Below are 22,478 nucleotides of genomic sequence, written 5' to 3' on the forward strand. Positions count from 1 at the left end.
CGATCCACACCATGTCCACGACCTGCCCGCCGTCCAGCACCCGGTTGGGCAGCGCAGCGGCGTCGACGACGGTGAGCTCGTCGAGCACACGGTAGGCATTGGTGCCGTCGAAGATGGTCGGTGGTGTGCCGGCCAGAAACGGCCGATACGAGTCCACCGCTGTGCTCAGCGGCGGCCCCACGGTCGCGATGCTGTGCAGGTCGACCCGAACCCGACGGGTCACGCCCAGGGCGCCGGTGCTGGGGTCACGCTGGCGGAACAGCAGCAGAAACCCGTCGTCGATGGTGTTCATCGACTCGATGTCGCCCCACCCGCTGGCACTGCTCGATACCGGATCTTGATCCGGTCGGACCAGCAACCGCTCGGCCGCATACGGCTCGGCACCGCCACGGCGAGCAGGACCTCGCCGTGGGTGGCGCCGTCGCGGATCGGCGCATCGCTGACCTCGGCCGCGGTGCCGTCCAGGTTGCAGTGGTAGATCCCGTCCCAGCCACCGACCCAGCACCCTCGCGCATGCGCCCACACGCGCCGGGTCCGGACTGCCGGAGGGTTGTCGAAGATCTGCCCGGAAGTGTGTACTCGGTGACGTGGCGGTTGGAGTCGAGACGGACGACCAGGGGGCAGCTCGCGGTCGACCTGCCACAGGTCGGTGCCGTGTGCGACACGGCGCCGGGGACCACACTGGGGTGCAGCGGTGGCGGTGGGGACGTAGGTCAGGTCCAGATCGACCAGCACGCCCACCTCGCAATTGCCGTCTCGGTGGTATCGGTCGGTGGCCACCTGGACGCCGATGATCCGACCGCGGATCCGTCCGGTGGTGGCGTACGCGAGGTCACCGATCAGTCGCCCCGTGACTTCGACCTGACCGAGTACCGGACGGCGGGTGTACCAGGTGGCCGTCCAGCCGGCACCACGCAACAGCACAGCGCAATCCCGCCACTGCTCACCGGTTCCGGGTTGCTGGCGTGTGGGTTTGCCCGCGTGCAGAGGTTCGCCCGAGGCGCGGAGCGTGACGATCCACGGATCGGCCGGATCGGTGGGGAACTCTTGGAACAGCAGAGGAAACTCGCCGATCACCCCGACTTCCGGTGGTGGTGTCTCGCCGTCCTCGACCGACGAATCCGTCACCAGCACCGGCAGGTGCGTTGGTGGACGCCACTTCTCGTGCTGATCGGTCACATTGTCAGCTTGCACGAGGTAGTGCTGTCCTCACCGACTTTCCGAGGATGGAGCGTCGAGATGAGCCAACGCACCGATCGTCGGCAACGAGGTGCCGGTCAAGGATCGCTCTTCGACCCGCGTGAGCGTACTGGTCCGAGACGCCCTACCCGGGCATACCCACGCGCCGGCGGTGGCGGGAGCCGGGCGACAACGTATTCGGCGCCGCGCCTGCTCGGGACTCTAGGGTGGTCAGCACATGACTACCGCAGAATCCTTGTTGGCAGGCCCACGCGGGCGTCGGATGCTGCTCGCCTACGCGAGGGACGCCGAACGAACTCTGCAACCCGATTTCCGCAGCGACTCGTTCGATCACGCCGTATTTCTGGCGTCGTATCACCTCGAGTCCGGTCGCGAAGGCGCACGCGTGCTGTTCGAACCCGTGCCACACCACCTCTATCCCGTCGGAGGTAGATTTCCCCGACTGGCAAAGAACTGGGTTCAATCATGGCCGTTCTTGTTCCGGCTGCGTTGAGCTACAAGGAGTCCTGCGATGGATATCAGCGGTTGATCATCGATGTGTGCGTTGGCGGGCCCGGCACCTAGGCCTCCGCAGTCCGCTGGACGCCGCGGCGTCTCGGCTCGTTGAGACTTTGCTGGTGATTGGCGATGGAGACTGGAAGACCCGTCGGTAATTCAGGTTACCGCGCGAGTCGCCGCATCGAGACAGGTCGGGGGTGGAAATTCCTGTTCAGCGGCATCGGGTGTGATCGCGGTCGCGTTCTCAGCGGCTCCTCAGCTACCGGCGCCGATACTGCGGCCGTGAGAGATGCAGGACAAGTCCCGGTGTCATTGGCGTCGGTGCTCGGCGCACCGGTCCATACGAACCTGGTCGGGCGGGCCCACGACACGGTTGCCGAACTACAACAGAACGGTGCCGCGACGCTCGCCCTGGCCGTCCTGATCGGGGGTGTGGCGATGTTCCTCGGAGCGTCGATGTGGCGGAGTTGGTCAGGTGAGCGGTGTGCGACCGGATCTGCGCTGGTCGGTCTGCAATGTGCCGGATTGGCGGCGGCGCTGGTCGCGCTGGCCTACCAGGTCAGAGTGGGGGCCTGGTTGATTAGTGCAGACCCGGCGGTCCTGGGCTGGTTCGCCGAGCACAGGTCGAACTCGGTGACCGGCCCGGCTATCGCGGTCACCGATGCCGGCGGACCGGCGGGCACCATTGTCCTCGCGGTCGTGTTCGGGGCGGTGCTGGCCCGCCGGACCCGCTCACCGATCCCCGCGCTGGTCCTCATCGGGACCGTCAGCGGCGCGGCCCTGGCCTCCACCATGACGAAATACGTTGTCGGGCGGACTCGCCCACCGATCGTGACGCAGGTGCTGCTCGAGACGGACCACTCCTTCCCGTCCGGTCATGCGACCGGGGCGATGGCGTTGTTCACCACGGTCGCCGTCATGGTCGGGTACACACTGCCGCCGATCCGTCGAGCCCTGCTGCTGATAGTGGCCGCGGCGGTGACGGTCGTGGTCTCTGCAACCCGCCTGTACCTCGGCGAGCACTGGCTCACCGACGTGATCGGCGGCGTGCTCCTCGGCGGCCTCGCCGCCGTGATCGGCGGTGCGCTCTACACGGCCTGGATGGACCGCACCCGCACCCACGGCTGGCAGTCGACGACCCCGAATGAGAACGCCGCGCACCCTGACCGCACCAACAAGACGACGGCGGGACGCGCAGGATGAATGTGACACTGGGGGTCGCGTTGCCGGACGTGGCCCGAACCTGGCGGGCACATACCCGGCGGCCTGCGCCCATGTGCGGTGGACGCACTTTCAGCGTTCTTTCAGCTTGCATGTGTGACGATCTGGCAAAGTGACCATCAACAACCGAACAGCGACAGCGGTTTCGTCCCGCGCGCCATGCACGACATTGCTTCGGCATGGTGATCCGAGCTGTGAGCTGAACGCGCACTTCGATCAGAGTTGGATCGCTGCGCTGACGGGAGGCTGGGAGGAAGTGGGGCGTTGGTGATCTTTCGTTTTCCGGGTGTGTATCGGCCTCAGCATGATTCGCGGCTGCTTGTGGATTCGCTCGGCGACGAGCAGGTGGACGCGGGTACGCGGATTCTGGATTTGTGTGCGGGTGCTGGGGTGGTCAGCGTGTGGGCGACTCGGTCCGGTGCGCGCAGCGTGACCGCGGTCGACGTTTCGCGTCGGGCGTTGGTCAGTACCTGGCTCAATGCGGCGGTTCACGGGCACCGTGTGCGGGTTGTTCGCGGTGATCTGGTGTCACGAGTACGTCACCGGCGGTTCGACTTGATCGTAGCGAACCCACCGTATGTTCCTGCCGAGCACGATGGGCTGCCGGCGAGGGTCGTGCGCGGTGTTGGGACGCCGGGCACGAGGGGCGGGCGTTGTTGGACCGGATTTGCGGCGATGCCCCGGATCTCCTTGACGACGGGGGGCCGGTTGATTCTCGTGCAATCGACGCTGAGCGGCACGGAGAAGACGCGAGTGATGCTGGGGAAAGCGGCTTACACGTTGAGGAAGCACGCCGCGTCCGCGTCCCGTTCGGTCCGGTGCTGCAAGCACGACGGGATCTTCTCGTTGATCGCGGTTTGATCGGGCCACAGCAGTGCACCGAGGAGCTCGTGGTGTTCCGGGCGGTCAAATGAGCACCCAGCTGACGCATTCCAAGTCGTTCGGCCGGTTGGTGCCATTGACCGCGGCGCAGCAGGCGATCTGGCTTGCGCAGCAGCTGACCCCCGAGGTGCCCTACGTCATCGCCCAGTACGTGGATCTGAGCGGGCCCATTGAGGTGGAGAAGCTGTGCGAGGCGCACACGCGGGCGATGGACGAACTGGGCGCGGAGGTCGTGCTGGTCGACGTCGACGGACACCCGTATCAACGTGAGAGGATTCGATCGGCAGGTCAAGTCCTGGTTTTGGACTTCCGCGCCGAACGCGACCCGGCCGAGTTCGCGCGGGAGTGGATGCGACGTGACTGCACGGTCCCACTCGCGATGGGCGATGACTCGCTGGTCTTCTCGCGTGTTCTGCGGGTCGGTGACGATCGTGTGTTCTGGTATGCGCGTGCCCACCACCTCGCATTGGATGGATATGCGGCGATGCTGCTGATGCAACGGACCGCGCAGTGGTACGTCGCGGCTCTCGGCGGCGGCGAGCCGGGTCCGCACCGGGTGGTGGGGCCCGAGCAGTTGAGCCGAGCGGATCGGGACTATCGATCGTCGGGGCGGTTCGATGCCGATCGTGAGTACTGGGCCGGGCTCGCCCCTGATCTGCCACCGGTGGTCAGTCTTGCCGGGCGGAGCGCTGCGCCTCGGCCGGCTGTCCGGGTCACCGGCGACCCCATGACGTTGTCTTCCATGCCGATGCCGGGGACCGGTCCGTCCTCGATCGCACCGCTGTCCTCGTGGCGGCCTTCGCCGTCTATTTGGCACGGATGACTGACGTCGACGACGTCATGGTGTCTCTTCCGGTGACGGCCCGCACCACCGGATCGTTGCGGGCGGCGGCGGGCTCGGTCTCGAATGTGGTGCCCTGGCGCTGCCGGGGATCGGGGCCACGACCGTCGAGGAATCGATCGGAATCGCCCGGGCGGCACTGATCGCGGCGTTACGCCACCAGCGGTATCGGCGTGAAGACATCGGTCGTGAGCGCGGCACGGCCACTGGTGAGCTCGCCTCGTTCGGCCCCGTGCTGAATTTGATGCTGTTCGAACCGGACATCAGCCTCGGTGCGGTCACCGGTCGTGTTCATGTTCTCACGACCGGTCCGACCGCGGATCTGGCAGTGAACATCTACCCGGGCTCCACGGATCTGATGCCGCGGATCGACTTCGAAGCCAACCCCGCCCTCTACGGCGAGAGGGAACTGAGCAGCCACCACCGCCGGTTTACCCATTTCCTGCAGACGTTCGTGACAGTCATCGGTGAGGACTGCGCCGTCGCCGACCTGGAGTTGTTTCTGCCCGGGGAACGCGAGGTCCTGACACCGGCGCGCGGCCCGGCCGATGTCGAACCGGCAACCCTCACCCAGTTACTCGCCGCCGCTACCGGTGCATCCGGTGAGCGAATCGCGGTCCGCGACCGCGGACGATCCTTCTCCTACCGGGATCTCGGCCGCCATTCGGCCGCGTTGGCCGGCACGCTGCTGGGCGCCGGCATCGGTCCGGAAGACCTCGTGGCGGTCGCCGTACCCCGCTCGTACGAATCCGTGGTCGCCGTGTGGGCGGTCGCCGCCACCGGCGCCGCCTACGTGCCCATCGACCCGACGCATCCGCGCGCACGCATCCAGTACATGCTCGACGACTGCACACCTGTTGCAGGCCTGACCTCCTCCGCCACTCGGGGCCAGCTGCCGGACACGGTGCGATGGCTCACCGTCGACCTCGATACCCTCGACGTGCCGCCACCGCGCCCGCTGCGCCCGGTGCGTCGGGAAAACGCCGCGTATGTGATCTACACGTCCGGGTCGACCGGCGCACCCAAGGGTGTCGTCGTCACCCACGACGGCCTGGCCAATCTCGCGCAGGAAATCCGTGACAACTACGCGCTCTCCGCCACCTCGCGGATCCTGCATTTCGCTTCCCCGAGCTTCGATACAGCACTGGTCGAAGTCCTCGCCGCCGCCCTGGCCGGCGCCACCTTGGTGGTGACCCCACCGGACGTCGTCGGCGGCCACGAACTGGCCGATCTCCTGCGCGACGAACACGTCACCCACGTGCTGTCGACCCCGTCGGCGCTGGCGACGGTGAACCCTGACGGCCTCGACGACGTGGAACTCGTCCTGGTCGGCGGTGAGGCGTGCCCACCGGAACTGGTGACGCGCTGGGCGCACCACCGGACGATGCGCAATGCTTACGGCCCGACCGAAACCACGTGCAGTGTCACACTCAGCTCCCCGATGGCCCCGGATCGGCCGGTGACGATCGGTGCACTGATGCGCGGCGTCGACGCGGTGGTGCTGGACCGGCGCCTGCGGCCGCTTCCCTCCGGCGCGGTCGGCGAACTGTATCTCGGCACCCCCGGGTTGGCCCGTGGTTACGCGCACCGAGGGGATGACCGCCGGCCGGTTCGTCGCCAATCCGTTCGGCAAACCCGGCTCGCGCCTGTTCCGCACGGGCGACCTGGTCCGATGGACACCCGAGGCGACACTCGAGTACGTTGGCCGCAGCGACGACCAGGTCAAAGTCCGCGGGTTCCGGATCGAACTCGGCGAGATCGACACCGCCCTGCGTGGCCACCCGGATGTGGAGTTCGCGACGACCGTGGTCCATAACAGGGCGGGGGATGCGCTGCTGGTGTCGTATGTGCTGTTGCGGACGTCGTCGGAGGTGACTCCGGCGATGCTGCGGGCAGCGGTAGCCCAGCTGCTGCCGGACTACATGGTGCCCGCGGTGATCACCGTCCTGGACGACGTCCCACTGACGCCGACGAAGAAGCTGGACCGGGCCGCTTTACCGACCCCGGATTTCGGCTCCGTCGCCTCTTCGGCGCGACCGCCGGGCACACCCGATGAACACTCGGTGGCCGGGGTGCTCGCCCGGGTACTGTGCACCGACGTGGTGGACGCGGAATCGTCGTTCTTCGACCTCGGTGGGGATTCGCTCTCCGCCACCCGGGTGATCGCGGCGCTCAACGCCGATTTCGGCACCCAGTTGGGGGTGCGCGATCTGTTCGAGTTCCCCACCGTCGCCGCCCTCGCCCAGCTTCTCGCCGAGGAACACCCGGAGTCCGGTGAACTATCCTCGCTGCGCGCGTTCGCAACACAACCGCTGCCCCAAAGGGTCCCACTGGCCCCAGCGCAGCAATTCCTCGACCGCACCGCAACCCGCCCAGCCCTGTACAACCTCCCGTTCACCGTCACGATCCGCGGTGTCCTCGACATCGAGGCGCTGCGCGATGCCACCACCGACGTGCTCGACCGGCATCTCCCTCTGCGCACGGTGTATCCCGATTCGGCGGACGGCCCCTGCCAGCGGTTCATCGACGTCACCGATGCCGTCCCCGACCTCACTCCGGTACACGTCACCGCATCCGAACTTGCGCAACACATCCGTTGGCTGCTGCACCGCGGCTTCGACGTTCGTACCGAACCGCCGTTGCGGGCCACACTGTTCGCCACCGGGCCCGAGGAGCACCTGCTCGCGTGCGTGATCCACCACATCTCCGCGGACGGGTGGTCGCTGGCAGTCCTCGCCCGCGACCTGTTGACTGCGTATGCGTCCCGTGCTGCGGGCACTGCGCCGAGGTGGGCGCCGCTGCCGGCGCAGTACCCGCACTACAGTCTCTGGCGGCACGACCTTCTCCGCGACGACGCTGATCCCGGCAGCCTCACGGCTCGTCAGATCGAGTTCTGGAGAGCCGAACTGGCTGGGTTGCCCGGGGAACTGACGCTGCCGGCGGACCGACCCCGTCCACAACGGTGGACGTATGCGGCCGGCCGGCTGAGCTTTGCGATCGACGAACAAACGCACCGAGCACTGTTGCATGTCGCCCACGCGCGGCGGGCGACCATGTTCACCGTGCTGCATTCAGCGCTGGTACTGCTCCTCGCACGCCTGTCCTCCCAGCGCACGATCGCGATCGGCATACCGACGGCCGGCCGGACCCATCCCGACCTCGACGAGGTCGTCGGCATGTTCGTCAACACAGTCGTTCTCCGCTCGACGGTCGACCCGGGCACGACCGTTGCTGAGCTTCTCGACCAGTCCCGCGCGACTGAGCTGAATGCGTTCGCGCACGCCGACGTCCAGTTCGAGCACCTCGTCGACGTGCTCGACCCGCGCCGGTCGCCGTCGCTGCACCCGTTCTTCCAGGTCGCGTTGTCGCTGAACAATTTCACCGCCGCCACCCTCGACAGCGAGGGACTGGAGTTCGAGATCGCACCGCAACCACTGGATATCGCCAAATGCGATCTGCACTTCCACTTCACCGACCACCACAATGCCGATGGTGACCCGGCCGGTATCGACTGTGAACTGGTGTACGCGGCCGACCTGTTCGACCCCGACACCATCGCCGGATTCCAGACTGCGCTCCAGGCCATCCTCGCCGAGGCCGCCGCATGAGGTTGGGCACACCGACACCGACACCAGGGCGGCGGATGCGGTGTCGGTCAGACTGAACACCATGGACCGCCGCAGCCTGAACCCCGGAAACTGGAATGTGCGTGTGCGATCCGCCGCGGCCGCGGTCCTCGCCGTCACGGTGTGCCTGCTCCTCGCCGGCGGTGCACTCCTGTTCGTGCTGTACCGCAATCTCGAACACTCCGCCCGAGCCGCCGCAGACTCACGGTCCCACCAGATCACCGAGCAATTGCGCACTCAGCCGCCGCAGGAACTCGACGCATCGCTACTCGCCACCGACGGCCAGATCGGGGCCGTCCAAATCCTCGACAGCGCCGGAAACGTGCTCGCCACCTCGGCCGGGATTCCGTCGTCACCGGTCCTCGCCGCCCCGCTGCCACCCGGCGAGTCCGCCTACCTCGGAAACCTCCACTTCGGGCACGAACGCGACTACTGGGTGGCCGCCCACGGCACCATGTCCCTCGAGGGCCGGTCACCGTGGTCACCGGAGCCGACCGCGAACCGGTTGAAGGTGTCCTGGCCACTGTCGCGGCGCTGCTCGCGATCGGTGCGCCGGTCGTCCTCGGCTTCGTCGCCGTCGCCACCTACCGGCTCATCGGCGCGGCCCTGCGCCCGGTGGAGAGGATCCGCGCCCGGGTGGCGGCGATATCGACCGATCAACTCGACGAGCGGGTTCCCGTGCCGGCGGCCCGAGACGAAATTGCCGATCTCGCGGTCACCATGAACAGCATGCTCGCCCGGCTCGAGGCCGGGCATCTGGCCCAGCGGCGTTTCGTCAGCGACGCCTCGCACGAACTGCGCAGCCCGCTGGCGACCATCACCGCCGCACTCGAACTCGCACAATCCCGTCCCGAATTGATCGACACGGCCCTGGTCGACGAGTCGTTGCTTCCCGAAGCCCGACGAATGCATGCGTTGGTCGAAGATCTTCTCCTGCTCGCGCGTGCCGACGAAGACTCACTGACCCACCTGCGCGTCGACGTCGATATCGACGATCTGATCCTCGCCGAACGCGCCCGCCTCCGGGGCCTTCCCGGCATAGCGGTCTCAGCCACCGTCAACCCTGCCCGGGTGGCCGGGGATCCGCAGCAGTTGGCCCGGCTGGTCCGCAACCTCGTCGACAACGCCGTCCGCCACGCACACACCCGAATCAACCTCGCCTGCAGCAGATGCGAGGGAAACGCCGTCATCGCGGTGGCCGACGACGGGCCGGGCATCGCTCCGGCGGACCGGGCCCGGATCTTCGAGCGATTCGTCCGCCTCGACACTCCCCGAACCCGCGAATTCGGTGGTTCCGGGCTCGGTCTCGCCATCGCCGCCGAGATCGTTGCCGCTCATCACGGGTCGATCGACATCCGCGATCATGACGATGAGGGTGCGCACTTCGTGGTCACGCTCCCGATCGGCGACGACCCCTATGTCTCCGACGGCATCGAATAGCCCACGCCGCGGACGGTGTCGATGCTCGTCGTGCCGAACGGGGCGTCGATTTTGCGTCGAAGGTAGCCGATGTAGACCTCCACGATGTTGTCGTCGCCCTCGTAATTGACATCCCAAACAGATTGCAGAATGTCGTGTTTGGTGACGACCGATCCGGCGTGACGCATCAGGTATTCGAGCACGCTGTACTCACGGGGCGTGAGCTGGAGGCGGGTGCCTCCGCGGGTGACCCGCCGCATGGCCGGGTCCAACTCCAGCCCCGCAGCACTGAGAACCGGGGGCCGCGGCGGAGCCCCACGTCGCACCAGCGCCCGCAACCGGGCCACCAGCACCACGAACGAGAACGGTTTGACCAGATAGTCGTCGGCACCGAGGTCGAACGCATCGGCGAGGTCGTATTCGCCGTCCTTGGCCGAGAGCATCAACACCGGCGTCCACACCTGCTGCTGCCGCATCTCCCGGACCACGTCGTACCCGTGTTTGCCGGGCAACATGATGTCGAGAACCACCACATCGAAGCCGCCACTAGCCGCGGCCGCCAGCCCGGCGACGCCATCGTGTTCGACCTGCACGGTGCACCCGTCAGCCGTCAAGCCGCGCCGCACCGTCTCGGCCAGGCGCGTTTCGTCCTCGACCAACAACACCCGCACCGCCGCCTCCTCCAACAACATTCCGCAATCAGTGGACCCCAACGGTACGACCGGCAGCGCGGTTACCGCCCTACCGGACCCGGACCGGTCGAAGGTGCTGCACCTGCACATTTCCGGACCAGCACCGGAAGGATGACGCTCCCGTGCGAAGGTCGGAGTGCCGGAGGCCTCCAAGATTGCCGGTGTTGCGGTGAGTGCCTCGGCGTCGCAAGGGAGCCCGGTGCGCCTTGGTGATCGACAGTTCATCGACGGCGTAATGCGGAGGACTCCCGTACCGTTCGCACTTCAATCGACCCTGGGGCACCACCATCACCTGGTTTTCCAGCGCCGTCGCACCGGTCTGCTCATGTCCGCACCCGGGCTACATCGACCCCCGTGTCCCGGGCGAAGTCGTCCCGGGCAGTGTCCGGTGCCATCCCGACAGTCGCCAAACCCAGCAGTACCCCCGCCAGCGCAAGCACCAGCGGCGCGGTTGCCGGGGTACCACCGACAGCGCCGGTCGATGCCAGCCACAGATGTTGCCAGCCAGGCAGCTCCGCCCATGCGTACTTGTGGTTGAGGACCCCGGTGTCGAGGTTCGCGCTCACGTGCTCATACACCCCGAACAGAGCCGCCGGAGCGGCGCACAGAGCGATGATCCGGGCCTGCACGATGGCGATCCGTGAACGGTTGAACACGACGATCAACGCCGAGCAGACAAGCACACCCAGCACAATCCACGGCACGATCTGCTCGGAACTCTTCCAGTGCCGCAACGATGCCAGCTCAACCGCGACGAATGCGGATGAAAGCAGAGACAGCGCGAGCAGTGCCGCCTGGAACCGCGCGACAAGCCGTGTTGGACGTGCGCCTCCGCGGTCCGGGGCAACCACCTCATCGTCCATGCCCGCTCATCTCCTACTGTGGGGCCAGAACACTCAATATCGTGTCCAGCGTCTGTTGATCGATTCCGTATTTGCCCAATTCCTTCGCCAGGGTGTCGGACATCGTGTCGGGACTGTAGGGGCCGTACTCCGTGACCTCCTTCGCCCACTTACCCGCGTTGCTGACGCCAGCTGCCTCGAACGCCGCCTGAATCTGACTCTGGCTCGCCGTGTTCGGGTCGACCTGAGCCACTCCCGCGGCACTGCCGCCTGGGGTCATGGTGGAAGTCGCAACCACCGACCCCGTCGGACTCGGCGACGACCCGGTGCCACTGTCGTTGGAGCTGCATCCTGCAAGCAGGCCGGCAGAAAGCAGAAGCGGAATGCCGAACTGGACGATCTTTTTCGCCATAGTGGTCAACCTACTTTCGGTGTCTCGGCAGCGCCCTGGCTGTCGGCTGAGAACAAGCTGGCAGAGCACGCCACGGGCCGCGACCGTCTCGCGAGGGAAATGCTCCCCGATACCCGACCGACATGAGCGCCATGGTTCGCGCCTGCCGCTGAAGAAATGCTGAAAGCAGTGCCTGACGTCGACTTGCGCCACCGACCGGCGGACCCCGCCGCCGACACCACCGTGCCGTAGCTCGGTAAGCGGTCAGCCGCGACGGTAATCGTCTGCCAGCACCGACACTGACAACGTCGGGATCGACACCTACTCCGCCGAGACCATGCACGGATTACAGATCGACATATTGACCAATCTCAGGTGGTCATCGCGTTGGGCAGTGGCCTTTGGGGGTCGCGCAGAATTAACTGGTAACTGGTGGATTCGATGAGCTGCGCACGCAATCCGCGAGTTGCCAGCGGATTCCGAGACTCGTCGGCCGAGAGGCAACCGACCTCAGCGCACCGTTCAACGCACCAGTCGGCGATCTTCACCGGACGGGTCAAATGGCGATCCGCCAGCTCAGACCGATGCCGGCGAATGTCCCTTCCGGGACGATGCCGGTCAGTGTTCGGCATTCGGGACGCCTGCCAAGGGAGAACCGGCAGTCCGGAGGCCGCCTCGGTAAGCACCCGCATGAGCAGACGGGTCTTGCGGTTGACGGTGGCGTCGGCCTATTCGCTCGGCTGTCGACACGATGATCCCTTCGGGTCCGCGCACGTAGGCCATCCATCAGATGTCCTCGTACTGACCGATCCCGCCGACCGGGCCGTTGCCGTCTGCGGCCACTCGGTGGAGGCCGCCCGGAGGTCGTCCACCTCGAGCGCCACGCTGCGCATTCCTAGTTCGGCGGGCATACGGTACGGATGCCCCAGGGTGTCCTGCACCGGGTGTTCCGGATGAGCAACGGTGCCGCACTGGTTTCGCGTCAGGTCGCGAATCGACGAAGGTTCGCGGTACGCATGCCCGCTGCCTCCGCAGCTCAGGTGCGGTCGCCTGCAGCGAAGTAGGCTTCTGAATGTGAGTTGGGGGGCCGGGCCGGTGGTGTGATTGCGCTGCGATCGGGTGTTTTCGTGATCGACGATCGCGTCCTGCCAGTGCAGCTCGGAGCAGTCGCAGCGGCGGTGTGGTGCAGGTATCGGGTATCCCGAACCGGTCGGCGATCTGCGTCCAGGACGCACCCGGTATCGGGGCGGCCGCCGCCGCTCGGGCGAGGAGTTCCTCGCCCCGCTCGCCCGGCGTCCCGGGTGCGGCGCACAGCCGCGGAAGTGGTGGAGGCTGTGGGACATGGTTCGGCGCTCCGGGAGATCACCCGGAGCGCCGAAACTCGTGGTGGATACGTCCTGGTCAGCCGACACCCAGATCGATCCCGAGCGCGACGCTCAGGAACTTGAGGAACGCGTCGAAAGCCAAACTGAAGTCGATTCCTGCCGAGCCCATAGCGGGTCACCTTTCCGTCGAAATTGTGTTTCTTTTCCATCCCCCGCCTATTGGGTCTATCCGTCGGGGAAGCCCGAATGTTTCACATTTTCGGGGATTCCTCGAGGAATTATTTTGAACAGTCGACCAAATGATTGAATGTTCAGATCGGTGACAGGGTTATCTGTTTGAGTCGGTGCATTTCAGGGAAATCCGCAGAGGCCCCCATGAAACACGTGGGTCCGTAGTCGGGGATTCTCGAATGAGGTGAATGAGCCATGACGAGGAAGATGGCAGTGCGTGCGGCTGTGGCGTCGGCGGTGATCGCCCCGGCGACGCTCTTCGTGGCCGGTGGTACCGCAACGGCGGTGCCGGCGCTGACTGCCGGTGCGACCGGTGAGGTTACGGTCACGGTCCCGGCGGGGGAGAGTTGGACCTGCTTCGGATTCGACTCGGCGTTCAATTTCAAGACCGGTGCGTTCGGTCCCGGGATGGCCGGCAAGCTCAGCGGTTTCGCGAAGGGTAACGCCACCGTCTTCTGCTTCGGCGGTACGGCTCCGTTCTTCTTCACCGGGAGCGTGAGCGTGTCGTGACCAGGCCCCAGCGGCCCGGTCTTCGTTGGCGTGCGAGCAGACCCGTTCGCCGACGTCAATTGAAAACGGCAACAGCTCAGTAACATTCGGTTCCCGAGCGGCGCTGACCCACGCGTCCCCCCGCCCGCGAAGTCTACGGCCGGGGTGCGGTCCGGTGTGGTTCTCGCCGGAGCGCGAACTGGCAAAAGTACTCCAGGGCGGCGGGTTCGGTGACAGCCGGGAGCAACAACTGCCGGCCTGGCTCATCGGTGTGGGAGGTCGGCGACCGCGTCGGGGTTCCTGGCGAGCACGCGAGAGCCGAATGCGGTGGTGACGACGGCCGCGGCGAGGGTGCCGGGGTCGGTGCCGGGCCGAAAGTCGCCTTCGGCGGCGACGCGGGCCGACTGGCCCCGGCAGCATGCGGTCCAGGTAGCGAACAGGGCGGGCCGTGCGGCGGTGGGGTGGTCCCGAGGTCGAGGACCAGGCGGAGCGCGGCGCAGATCAACGGGTCGTCGTGGCCGTGGTCGACGAGCGCGGTAGGACAGTTCGATGAGCGCTTCGAGCGCGCTGCTCGGTGTGCCGCCCGCTCGGTGCAGCCGTCGTCGAACCGGGTCAGACCGACGTGGCTCACCTGCCGGGCGAGGTCCCGTTCGGACCGGAAGTGGAAGTAGAGGCCGCCCTTGGCGGCGTGCGAAACTCCGGTGATCTCGTGCAGGGCGGCGTGGGTATACCCGTGCCGATCGAATTGCTCCGCCGCCCGCGCCAAGATGGTGGTGCGGGTCAGTTTGGCCCGTCGTTGCGTGACGGACCTCGCTTTCGCATAGTGTCCTCTGCCCTCGCGGGAAGAATCATAAGAAAATCGGTGCGGCCCGCTTGAATTATTTCATGTCGCGGCGCATGGTGTTATCCACGAACAACGCTACGGAAGTCACCACCAGGTTCCTCACGCAATTTCCTGCGGCGCCATCGGAATGGCGCCGCAACCGCGTCGAATTGGACGAGTGGTCAAAATGGAATTGGACGACTGATCAAAATAATGAAGAAAGCTTATGGGCCGATCGGTGCAACACGATGAGCCCTACAGGCGATACACGACCGGGCGGGACCGAGAGGTCGCCCATCGCCGAGCGGGGAGACCCGCGGAACAAGGAAGTTCGAGTTGCCGGTATGAATGTGTTCTGGATGGTCGAGGTCCTGATGGTCACGTTGTGCGTGATCGCGGTGTCGCTCGCCGCGGCGGTGACCGCCGATGCGGCGTCCGGACGCTCTCGCGAACGGGGACCTGACCGGGTCGCTGCTGCGGTCTCACCCTCGGCATCACCGGTCCTCACCGCGCGGGAGGTGCGCCGCGACCGGGACTGGCACCGGGTCGCGACACGGGCGTGGACGATCTGCATCCTCGCCTCCGTGGTCGCGGTTGCGGCCGTCGGGGTGCTGATCGTCGTGGGATAAAGCCCCCGGCCCCGACCGCCGGACGCTTACGCTCGATTGATGGCGAAGAAGCTGCCCGCCGATGAGCGCCGCGCCCAACTTCTGGAGGCGGCGCTGATGATCGCGGCCGAGCAGGGCGTCGATGCGCTGACCATGCGCCCCCTCGCGGCCGCCGCCGGGGTGTCCCTCGGAATCGTGCACTACCACTTCCACGACAAGGACACCCTCCTCACCGAACTGGGTGAGACTCAGATCTTGCAGGTCAACGAGGGGATGCGGTTGGCATTCGGCCAGTACGCCGAACCTGCCGGGCTGACCGGGATCCCGGCCCTCGAGGATCTGCTGCGCGCCGGAATCCGCGGTCTATGGCCGATCGTCGAAGCCACCCCCCACCACCAGTTGCTGACCTATGAGCTGACCGCCCACGCGCTGCGCCGCCGCAGCGCCGGCAACCTGGCGGCGGGGGCGATCGCCGAGCGGCAGTACTCCGCAATGGACGCCGAAACCGTCGCGTTCCTCACCCTGTGCGCGACCCGCGCCGACGTCGCCTGGAGCACCCCGGTCGAGCAGGTCGCCCGGTTCACGCTCGCGTGCATGAACGGATTGGTGCTGCGTTGGCTCGTCGACCGGGACAGCGACGCCGCCCTGATCGCCCTCGACGACCTCGTACAGATCCTCACCAGCAAAGCTCGCTGACTGTCGCGGACGTTCCGTCCCTGCGCGCGGTTGACGCATCGGGTCACACCGCAGCGGGCATGAGAGGAAAAGCCGGGGGGTGTGTGAGTGACTTCTCGCGCGGGGCCGCGCGAGGCCCGAGGGGGTGAGCGCGATCGTTCGTCCTCGGTCCACGCGCGGCGGGTGACGGCCCTCGGTCGAAAGGGGGAGTCGACAGAGGGTCTCGCCGCCCGCGGACAGCCGTCGAGCCGTGGGCAGCGTGCGGGTGGAGTACCCCGAATCGGTCGCACTATGTGTCCAACCCATGATGGGATTCTTGCTGACTCTGCGGTTTCAGCGAAGTTTCTGCTGCCGATATCTTCGTGGCGATATTCCTTGTGGCGGAGGGGCCCTCGGTCGTCGCGGGCGATGGTATCGGTCGCCCGCGCGGGTAGACATCGACGGCGGTTTCGAGGCGCATGCCCGCCCACGCTGTTCGCCAGACAGCGGCTGACGGATTGACCGTCGCCGCCACTGTGCAGCGGTTTGAGAGTAGGCGCTATCGGCTGCATCTCGAACGCACGCGTAGGAGCCGGAAGGGACCGGAGAAGGGACAGCGTGAGACCGCCGAGCGTCACACCGCGGATCGGTGTGCCTGGGGCCTGTTGATGCGGAAATCGGGCGTCGGCTTGCGGCTCGCAGGTGGGGTTCAAGTCGCGCTGGCGCGGGTAACCCGAGCCAATCCGAAACAACACCCGCGTACGGGTGCCCCCAACCAGGACCGATCCGACATGACCTCACACCGGCACATCACCACCGATCACGACGAGATCCGCGGTTGGATTCAGGCGCATCACGGCGTACCGGCACGAACGGCGACGACCACCGCCACCGCAGCCGCCTTGCACATCGACTTTGCCGCGGTTCGCCCCGGCGAGCTCGAGCACATCTCCTGGGAGGAGTGGTTCACCGCGTTCGATGCGCAAGGCCTCGCCCTGTGCTACCCGGATCCGCATCTGCGCGGCGGAGCGAGCGCGTGGTTCGAACTCGTGCCCCGCGGCGGCGGGATTCACCCGTGAGGTGAGCGGCGTGGCAGGCGTACCGCGGCATCGATGCGGGTACCCGATCCGGGTGGGGCAAGCCGATGTCGAGAGGCCCCGCGTGAAGGTGATCGTCGATGACCAATCTGTACTATCCACTGGCTGTTGCGCTGTACATCCTCGTGGCACTCTGGCAAGGCAATCTCGGCCACTGGTGACACCCGCCGAGTGCGTCCGGGCCCGGGTGGGGCGTGCCGCTCGATGTAGGAAATCGATGACAATCGAGGAACCGCTTTTGTGCTCCTCGATGGTGGAAGCGCGGTGTGCCCGAACCTTTGGGTGGATGGTTGATGTCGACGGACGGTGAGGATAGGTCAGCGCGACGACCGTGAGGGGATCGCCTGTGAGCGTGTGGATGCCGTTCGGATTCTGTGATCGACCGTTCTGACGTCCCGCCGGGGAGCGGCGTTTCCCTTCCTCATGAGGTCGGCGAGCATTGCGGGCGGTCGGCTCAGTTCCCGCCGCCGTTGCCGCGGCCGCCACCGCCGTTGCCCCCGTTGCCGTTGCCTCCGTTGCCTGGACCGCCCTGGCCGCTGCCTTGGTTGCCGCCGCCCTGGTTGCCGTTCCCGCCGCCGGTGTCCACGCCTGCGCCCGGTGCGGTGTCGTCCGGCGCGACAATCTCGGGTGCCGGGGCGATCGGTTCGGAGCTGATCATGGTGGCCGGCGGCGCCGGTGCCGGGGTGAGGTAGCTGCTCGGGATGGGAGCGGTCGGCGGGGGCACCGAGGTCGACCCTATGGTGCTGCCCTCGTCCTGCGACGCGAAGGCCAGTGCCAGCAGTGCGATGGTCACCAGTACCGCCGCGACCGCGCCGATGATCACCCCGGCACCGGGTGACCGGCGCGGCTGTGCGGGTGGACCGAGGGGAACAGCGGCGGCTGGGATGGAGGTGACCACCCGGGTCGGGGGTGGCGGCATCCTGCGTGGATTCGCGAGGGCGTTGCGCATCTGGGCGGCGGTGGCGAACCGCTGCTGGGGGTGGCGGCTGAGGGCGCGCTCGATCACCGCGATCAGCGTCGGGTCGAGGTCGGGGCATCCCGCGGTGAGCGGCTCGTGGTGCCCGTGAACGATCGCGTGGGCCAGCGAGAGGATCGTGTCCCCGGTGTAAGGGCGGTGACCGGCGAGGGCTTCGTAGCCGACGACACCGACGGCGTAGAGGTCGTCGGTTACCGAGGCAGGTTTTCCTGTGATTCGGTCCGGGCTCAGGTAGGCGACGGTGCCGAGGACCTCTCCGACGGTGGTGTGGTCGGTGTCGGCTCGCTTGGCGATGCCGAAGTCGGTGACCTTCACGGTGCCGTCGGCGTCGAACAGGATGTTGCCCGGTTTGATGTCCCGGTGCAGGATTCCCGCCGCGTGTGCGGCACCGAGCGCGTCGAGGGTTTGGGTGAGGATGGTCCGGGCTCGCGGTGCGGGGAGTGGCCCGGCGAGGAGGTCGTCGAGCAGGGTCCGTCCGGGCAGGCGTTCCATCACGATGTAGGGGGTACCGTGGTCGTCGCCGCTGTCGTGGACGGCGACGACGTTCGGGTGGTTCAGCGTCGCGGCGAGGCGCGCCTCGGACTCGAAACGCCGCCGGGTCTGCGGTTCCGAGGCCATCTCCGGGCGCAGCACCTTCACCGCGACCGCCCGGGCCAGGCGTTGATCCCACCCGTCGTACACGTCGGCCATTCCGCCCCGGCCCAGCACCTCACGCAGCTCATACCTACCTGTGAGAACCACCGACTTGGGCATACGTTCACGCTAATGGGCGCGGCCACCGCCCGGTAACCGCGGCGCCACCTACCGGCAATCGCCCGTTGGCCACGCCACACGCTGCGGGCGCCGCGGTGGGCACCCAGGGCCACCGAGTGCTCTTCCGTGTGGGATGGGTGAGAGGCGGGTACGCGAGGGGGCATGAGCACAATCACCGAAGAAGTCGATGTCGATGTTCCGGTCCGGGTCGCCTACGACTAGTGGACGCAGTTCGAGACGTTTCCGAAGTTCATGGAGGGGGTGCGGGAGATCCGTCAGCTCGACGACACCCACACGCATTGGGTTCTCGATATCGCGGGGCAGACCCGTGAGTTCGATGCCACCATCACCGAACAGCATCCGGACGAGCGGGTGGCATGGCATTCGGATGCCGGCCCCGATCATGCCGGGGTGATCACCTTCCACCGTCTCGACGACGCTCACACCCGGGTGACCGCGCATATGGACATCGACCCGGACGGGTTCGTCGAGAACGTCGCCGACAAGCTCGGCGTTCTCAACCACCGAGTCAAGGCCGACATGAAGAAGTTCAAGCATTTCATCGAAGAGCGTGGCAGCGAAACCGGCGGCTGGCGCGGCGACGTCGACCGCCCCGCCCCCTGAAAACACCCGCAAGAGTTGCTCCCTGCAACCGCCACGCCCCGTCCGGCGGGGCGGTCATCGATAGCGGCTAGCAGTGTCGGGTGGGGTCGGACCGTTTTCGTGCGGGCCGAATCGCCTAGCCTCCGGCGGTTTTGGCGGATTGAACTGCGGCCGTTGCGGGTAGTCCGGTAGTTCGCGCGCGGGCATCCGTTTTCGGGGTATGGCCCGCGCGGGGCGAGCCCCGGCCGGGGCGCCGAGCGGACCGCACACGACAAGTTCCGGGGCGGGTGGTGGCGGGGAGCGAGGAGCGATGCGATGACCACAGCGGGCGGTCCGAGTTCGAGCAGCTTGGCGGACGTCATCGACACCATCTTGGACAAGGGCCTGGTCATCGACGCGTACGTGCGGGTCTCGCTGGTCGGTATCGAACTGCTCACCATCGACGCCCGCATCGTGGTCGCCAGCGTGGATACCTACCTGCGGTTCGCCGAGGCGGCGAATCGGCTGGCTATCGGCAGCGAACCGAAGGGCCTGTCCGACCTCGTGTCCGACGTCAAGGGCAGCGGCAGCACGAAGTCCAAGACCAAGGGCGTCCTCGAGGGCGTGGGGGAGACGCTCGGTGAGCTGCTCGGCGGATCCGCGAGCGAACGCGAACCGGCACCGCGTCGGAGGCGGAAATGACCTCCACCGACGATACCCACGACACCGAGGTCACCGACATCGACGAGGGGGGCTGCGGCAGCCGTGATCTACGTGTACGCCATCGTGCCCGCGGACGTGCAACCGGAAGCGGACGCCACCGGCATCCACGACGCCCCGATCGGGATCGTCACCCATGGTGATATCGCGGCGTTGGTCAGCGAGATCGACCCGGACGACGGGCTCGGCACCCCCGCGGACCTGCAGGCCCACGCCCGCATCCTCGATGGCACCTCACACGTCGCCCCGGTGCTGCCGCTGCGGTTCGGTGCCGTCGTGTCCGACCGCGACGCCGTTGTCAACGAACTGCTCGCCGAACATCACGACGAGTTCGCCTCCGCACTCGGCGAACTCGAGGGCTTCGCCCAGTACATGATCAAGGGCCGCTACGTCGAGGAGAGCATCGTGCGGGAGATCGCCGACGAGAGTCCGAAGGCGTCCGCACTGCCCGAGTCGTTCCGGGGCCAGCCCGAGGAGCGCACCCGCGATGCCCGGATTGCTCTGGGCGAGCTCATCGGCCACAGCCTCGAGGACAAGCGGGAGACGGACACCCGTATCACTCTCGAGGCGTTGTCACCGCTGACCGACACCGTCACCGTCCGCGAACCCACACACGACGAGGATGCCGTCCAGATCGCGATTCTCCTCGAGGTCGACCGGCAAGACGAACTCGAGCAGACGGTCGGAGACCTGGCCGCGCGTCGGGAGAACCGGGGCACCATGCGCATCCTCGGCCCCATGGCCCCTACGACTTTGTGGTGAGACCAAAGCCGGAGGACTGACGAAAGATCTCCGGCCTGCAGGATTCGAAGAGTCTGTGTTCACCTCCTTTGTCCATGCTGCGGCCGGGAATTTCCGAGACCGATCACTCTCGTGCACGGTCAGATGAATATGCAGACACGGGACTCTCGGATATCCGATGCTGGCAAAATCACGTGTACACATTACGAGGCCCACATTCTCGAACCACGCTTCGCGCAAGGCTATTCCGTGTTCGACCGGCCCGATTCGGCGTGGCAATTTCGACTCGACTGCGCGCCCGCCGACCGAGCACCCCCTCAGACCGAGCCTCACCTCACGGCCGAGGATGGCGGTCGGGACTGGGGGACCGGGGCCGGTGATCGTGCTGATCAGGGCGGTGGCCCGGCTGCCCCTGGTGAGCCGGGCCACCGCGGCCTGATTACTCGGTCGGTCAGCTCGGTCCGATGCCGCCGCCGAAGGCGGCGCTCAGCCACCTACCTCTAACGCGAGGGTGAAGTCGATTCCTGCAGAACCCATAAGAATTCACGCCTTTCCTCGTGGTGAATCCACGGGATCGTAGATCCCCGCTTGCGATGCCTATCGCGCTCGGGGCCGAGGAGCGTTTCGCGAAAAGCGAATTTCTCACACTATGAAAATTAACAACCACCCATGATGTTGCTGGGCAAGCGATTTAGGAAATGGGGGTGACGTGAAATTCGGTGCATGTGCTTCTCGTGTATTTGCGTGAACCACGACGTTCCGAAGATCGGGGCCGCGCGCGGCCGAGGTCGGGGTGGGCGAGCACTCGACCTCGGTCGCTCAAGACGGGGCGCCCCGCCGGCCGAAGGGGTTCGGCGGCCGGAGCGGGGCTGGCTGCCCGGTCCGCCTTCGCGGCGCGGACAGCGTACTTAGCGGGTACCCACAGACAACCGCGGTACGCGGGTATCCCGAGGGCCGACAGACCCCACGGTCATTCGGTGCGGTCCTGTCCAATCGTGACGCGGTGACGAAACGAACTGCTCGCCGAATACGACGGCGAGTTCGCCTCCACCCTCCCGGAACTCGAGGCTTCGCGCAGATTGAGCGACGCCGACCCGGGGTAGTCGGCGGGAACGAAGGCACCACCCACCGACCACGGCCCCCATCCATTTCGCCGACGCCGGCGCCGAGGTGCACCACATCTTCTCGACAACAAGGGGTTGGGCGATGACAGGCAAAGGTCAGATGGCGTTGGCCGTGGGTGCCGGGTACATGCTGGGCCGCACGCACAAGATGAAGTTGGCGCTGATGCTCGCCGGGTTCGGAGCCAGCAGACGGTTTCCCAGCGGGTCACTGGGTGTTCTCAATGAGGGCCGCAAGCTGCTCGCCGATTCTCCCGAGGTCGCCAAGCTCGGTGTGACGGTGCGCAAGGAGTTGATGAACGCGGTGAAGGCGGCCGCGGTGACTGCGGCCAGCGAGCGCATCGACTCGCTCAACACCCGGCTGGAGTCGGGTGAGGACCTGGTCGGCGGCCTTGGCAAGGCTGTGGGCGGGAAGAAGAAGTCTACGTGGGCCCGTGACGAGGAACCCAAGGACGAGTACGAGGACGAGGCGTACGCGGAAAACGGCAGCGAATCCGAGGACGAGGGCGACGACGAGGGCGACAACGAGACCGGTGACGACGATTCCGATCAGGCGCCCCGCGGCAGGAGGCGGCCGGCCCCGCGCCGCCGCTCGTCGAGTGGCGGTAGTTCCCGGCCCACCCGGTCCCAGTCGCGGTCGTCGAAGGACGACGAGGAAGACGATCTGGCCCGAGCCAGGGCCCGCAGGACGCGCGTGAAGGCGACGACCGATTCTGTACCCGTACGACGACGCACCCGGAAGTGAT

14 protein-coding genes and 4 pseudogenes are annotated in these 22,478 nt (G+C 66.7%); 12 read left to right on the forward strand and 6 right to left on the reverse strand.

Translation table 11 applies throughout. The features are described 5' to 3' along the window. Positions 1 to 288: 288 nt before the first annotated feature. Positions 289 to 1,179 carry a hypothetical protein gene (locus FND50_RS17140; protein ID WP_144286464.1) on the reverse strand — a complete coding sequence of 297 codons (891 nt, stop codon included), beginning with the start codon at positions 1,177 to 1,179 and terminating at the stop codon, positions 289 to 291. Positions 1,180 to 1,980: 801 nt separating this feature from the next. Here FND50_RS17140 and FND50_RS17150 point away from each other — a divergent pair. From FND50_RS17150 to FND50_RS17165, 4 genes and pseudogenes are all read left to right on the forward strand, one after another. After that, complete coding sequence (locus tag FND50_RS17150; RefSeq protein WP_260851007.1) at positions 1,981 to 2,901, forward strand: phosphatase PAP2 family protein; 921 nt, start codon at positions 1,981 to 1,983, stop codon at positions 2,899 to 2,901. 285 nt (positions 2,902 to 3,186) lie between these two features. Then, positions 3,187 to 3,833 (forward strand): annotated as a pseudogene (locus tag FND50_RS17155) (HemK2/MTQ2 family protein methyltransferase). After that, positions 3,830 to 8,250 (forward strand): annotated as a pseudogene (locus FND50_RS17160) (amino acid adenylation domain-containing protein). The pseudogenes FND50_RS17155 and FND50_RS17160 overlap by 4 nt, the downstream one beginning before the upstream one ends. A gap of 40 nt (positions 8,251 to 8,290) precedes the next feature. Next, positions 8,291 to 9,708, forward strand: a pseudogene (locus FND50_RS17165) (sensor histidine kinase). Here FND50_RS17165 and FND50_RS17170 read toward each other — a convergent pair. From FND50_RS17170 to FND50_RS17180, 3 genes are all read right to left on the reverse strand, one after another. Continuing rightward, on the reverse strand, positions 9,684 to 10,358 hold the full coding sequence (locus FND50_RS17170) for a response regulator transcription factor (RefSeq protein ID WP_144286466.1): 675 nt from the start codon (positions 10,356 to 10,358) through the stop codon (positions 9,684 to 9,686). The pseudogene FND50_RS17165 and the gene FND50_RS17170 sit on opposite strands and share 25 nt — an antisense overlap. Positions 10,359 to 10,702: 344 nt before the next feature. Beyond that, entirely contained in the window at positions 10,703 to 11,242 is a 540-nt protein-coding gene (locus tag FND50_RS17175) for a hypothetical protein (RefSeq protein WP_144286467.1), read from the reverse strand. A gap of 13 nt (positions 11,243 to 11,255) precedes the next feature. Beyond that, the gene (locus FND50_RS17180; RefSeq protein ID WP_144286468.1) at positions 11,256 to 11,633 is read right to left on the reverse strand and encodes a hypothetical protein; all 378 of its coding nucleotides are present in this window, start codon (positions 11,631 to 11,633) and stop codon (positions 11,256 to 11,258) included. Positions 11,634 to 13,363: 1,730 nt separating this feature from the next. Between FND50_RS17180 and FND50_RS17190 the strand changes: the two genes are divergently transcribed. Continuing rightward, a complete protein-coding gene (locus tag FND50_RS17190; RefSeq protein ID WP_144286469.1) occupies positions 13,364 to 13,678 on the forward strand; it encodes a hypothetical protein in 315 nt (104 codons plus the stop codon). A 133-nt stretch (positions 13,679 to 13,811) separates the two neighbouring features. Here the strand turns inward: FND50_RS17190 and FND50_RS37785 are convergent, their stop codons facing one another. Beyond that, the gene (locus tag FND50_RS37785; protein ID WP_186301303.1) at positions 13,812 to 14,423 is read right to left on the reverse strand and encodes a TetR family transcriptional regulator; all 612 of its coding nucleotides are present in this window, start codon (positions 14,421 to 14,423) and stop codon (positions 13,812 to 13,814) included. 401 nt (positions 14,424 to 14,824) lie between these two features. Here FND50_RS37785 and FND50_RS17205 point away from each other — a divergent pair, with 401 nt between their 5' ends. The 3 genes from FND50_RS17205 (at position 14,825) to FND50_RS17215 (ending at position 16,821) form a co-directional block, all read left to right on the forward strand. After that, positions 14,825 to 15,109, forward strand: coding sequence for a hypothetical protein (locus tag FND50_RS17205; protein WP_144286470.1), 285 nt, complete (start codon positions 14,825 to 14,827; stop codon positions 15,107 to 15,109). Positions 15,110 to 15,148: 39 nt separating this feature from the next. Further along, positions 15,149 to 15,784 (forward strand): TetR/AcrR family transcriptional regulator, encoded by a 636-nt coding sequence (locus FND50_RS17210; protein WP_144286471.1) that lies wholly within the window; start codon positions 15,149 to 15,151, stop codon positions 15,782 to 15,784. A gap of 749 nt (positions 15,785 to 16,533) precedes the next feature. Then, a complete protein-coding gene (locus tag FND50_RS17215) occupies positions 16,534 to 16,821 on the forward strand; it encodes a hypothetical protein (protein WP_144286472.1) in 288 nt (95 codons plus the stop codon). A gap of 472 nt (positions 16,822 to 17,293) precedes the next feature. Here the strand turns inward: FND50_RS17215 and FND50_RS17220 are convergent, their stop codons facing one another. After that, a complete protein-coding gene (locus FND50_RS17220; protein WP_144286473.1) occupies positions 17,294 to 18,568 on the reverse strand; it encodes a serine/threonine-protein kinase in 1,275 nt (424 codons plus the stop codon). A 252-nt stretch (positions 18,569 to 18,820) separates the two neighbouring features. Between FND50_RS17220 and FND50_RS17225 the strand changes: the two genes are divergently transcribed. The 4 genes and pseudogenes from FND50_RS17225 to FND50_RS17245 all read left to right on the forward strand — a co-directional run bounded on the left by FND50_RS17225 (position 18,821) and on the right by FND50_RS17245 (position 22,477). Continuing rightward, the gene (locus tag FND50_RS17225) at positions 18,821 to 19,192 is read left to right on the forward strand and encodes an SRPBCC family protein (protein ID WP_260851008.1); all 372 of its coding nucleotides are present in this window, start codon (positions 18,821 to 18,823) and stop codon (positions 19,190 to 19,192) included. Between the two features lie 294 nt (positions 19,193 to 19,486). Further along, positions 19,487 to 19,852, forward strand: a complete 366-nt coding sequence (gene gvpJ, locus FND50_RS17230; RefSeq protein WP_144286474.1) for a gas vesicle protein GvpJ — start codon at positions 19,487 to 19,489, stop codon at positions 19,850 to 19,852. Next, positions 19,849 to 20,652, forward strand: a pseudogene (locus tag FND50_RS17235) (GvpL/GvpF family gas vesicle protein). The gene gvpJ and the pseudogene FND50_RS17235 overlap by 4 nt, the downstream one beginning before the upstream one ends. 1,165 nt (positions 20,653 to 21,817) lie before the next feature. Continuing rightward, entirely contained in the window at positions 21,818 to 22,477 is a 660-nt protein-coding gene (locus FND50_RS17245; protein WP_144286475.1) for a hypothetical protein, read from the forward strand. Position 22,478 lies beyond the last annotated feature (1 nt).

Source organism: Rhodococcus sp. WB9, assembly GCF_007558985.1.
Classification (GTDB): Bacteria; Actinomycetota; Actinomycetes; order Mycobacteriales; family Mycobacteriaceae; genus Rhodococcus_F; species Rhodococcus_F opacus.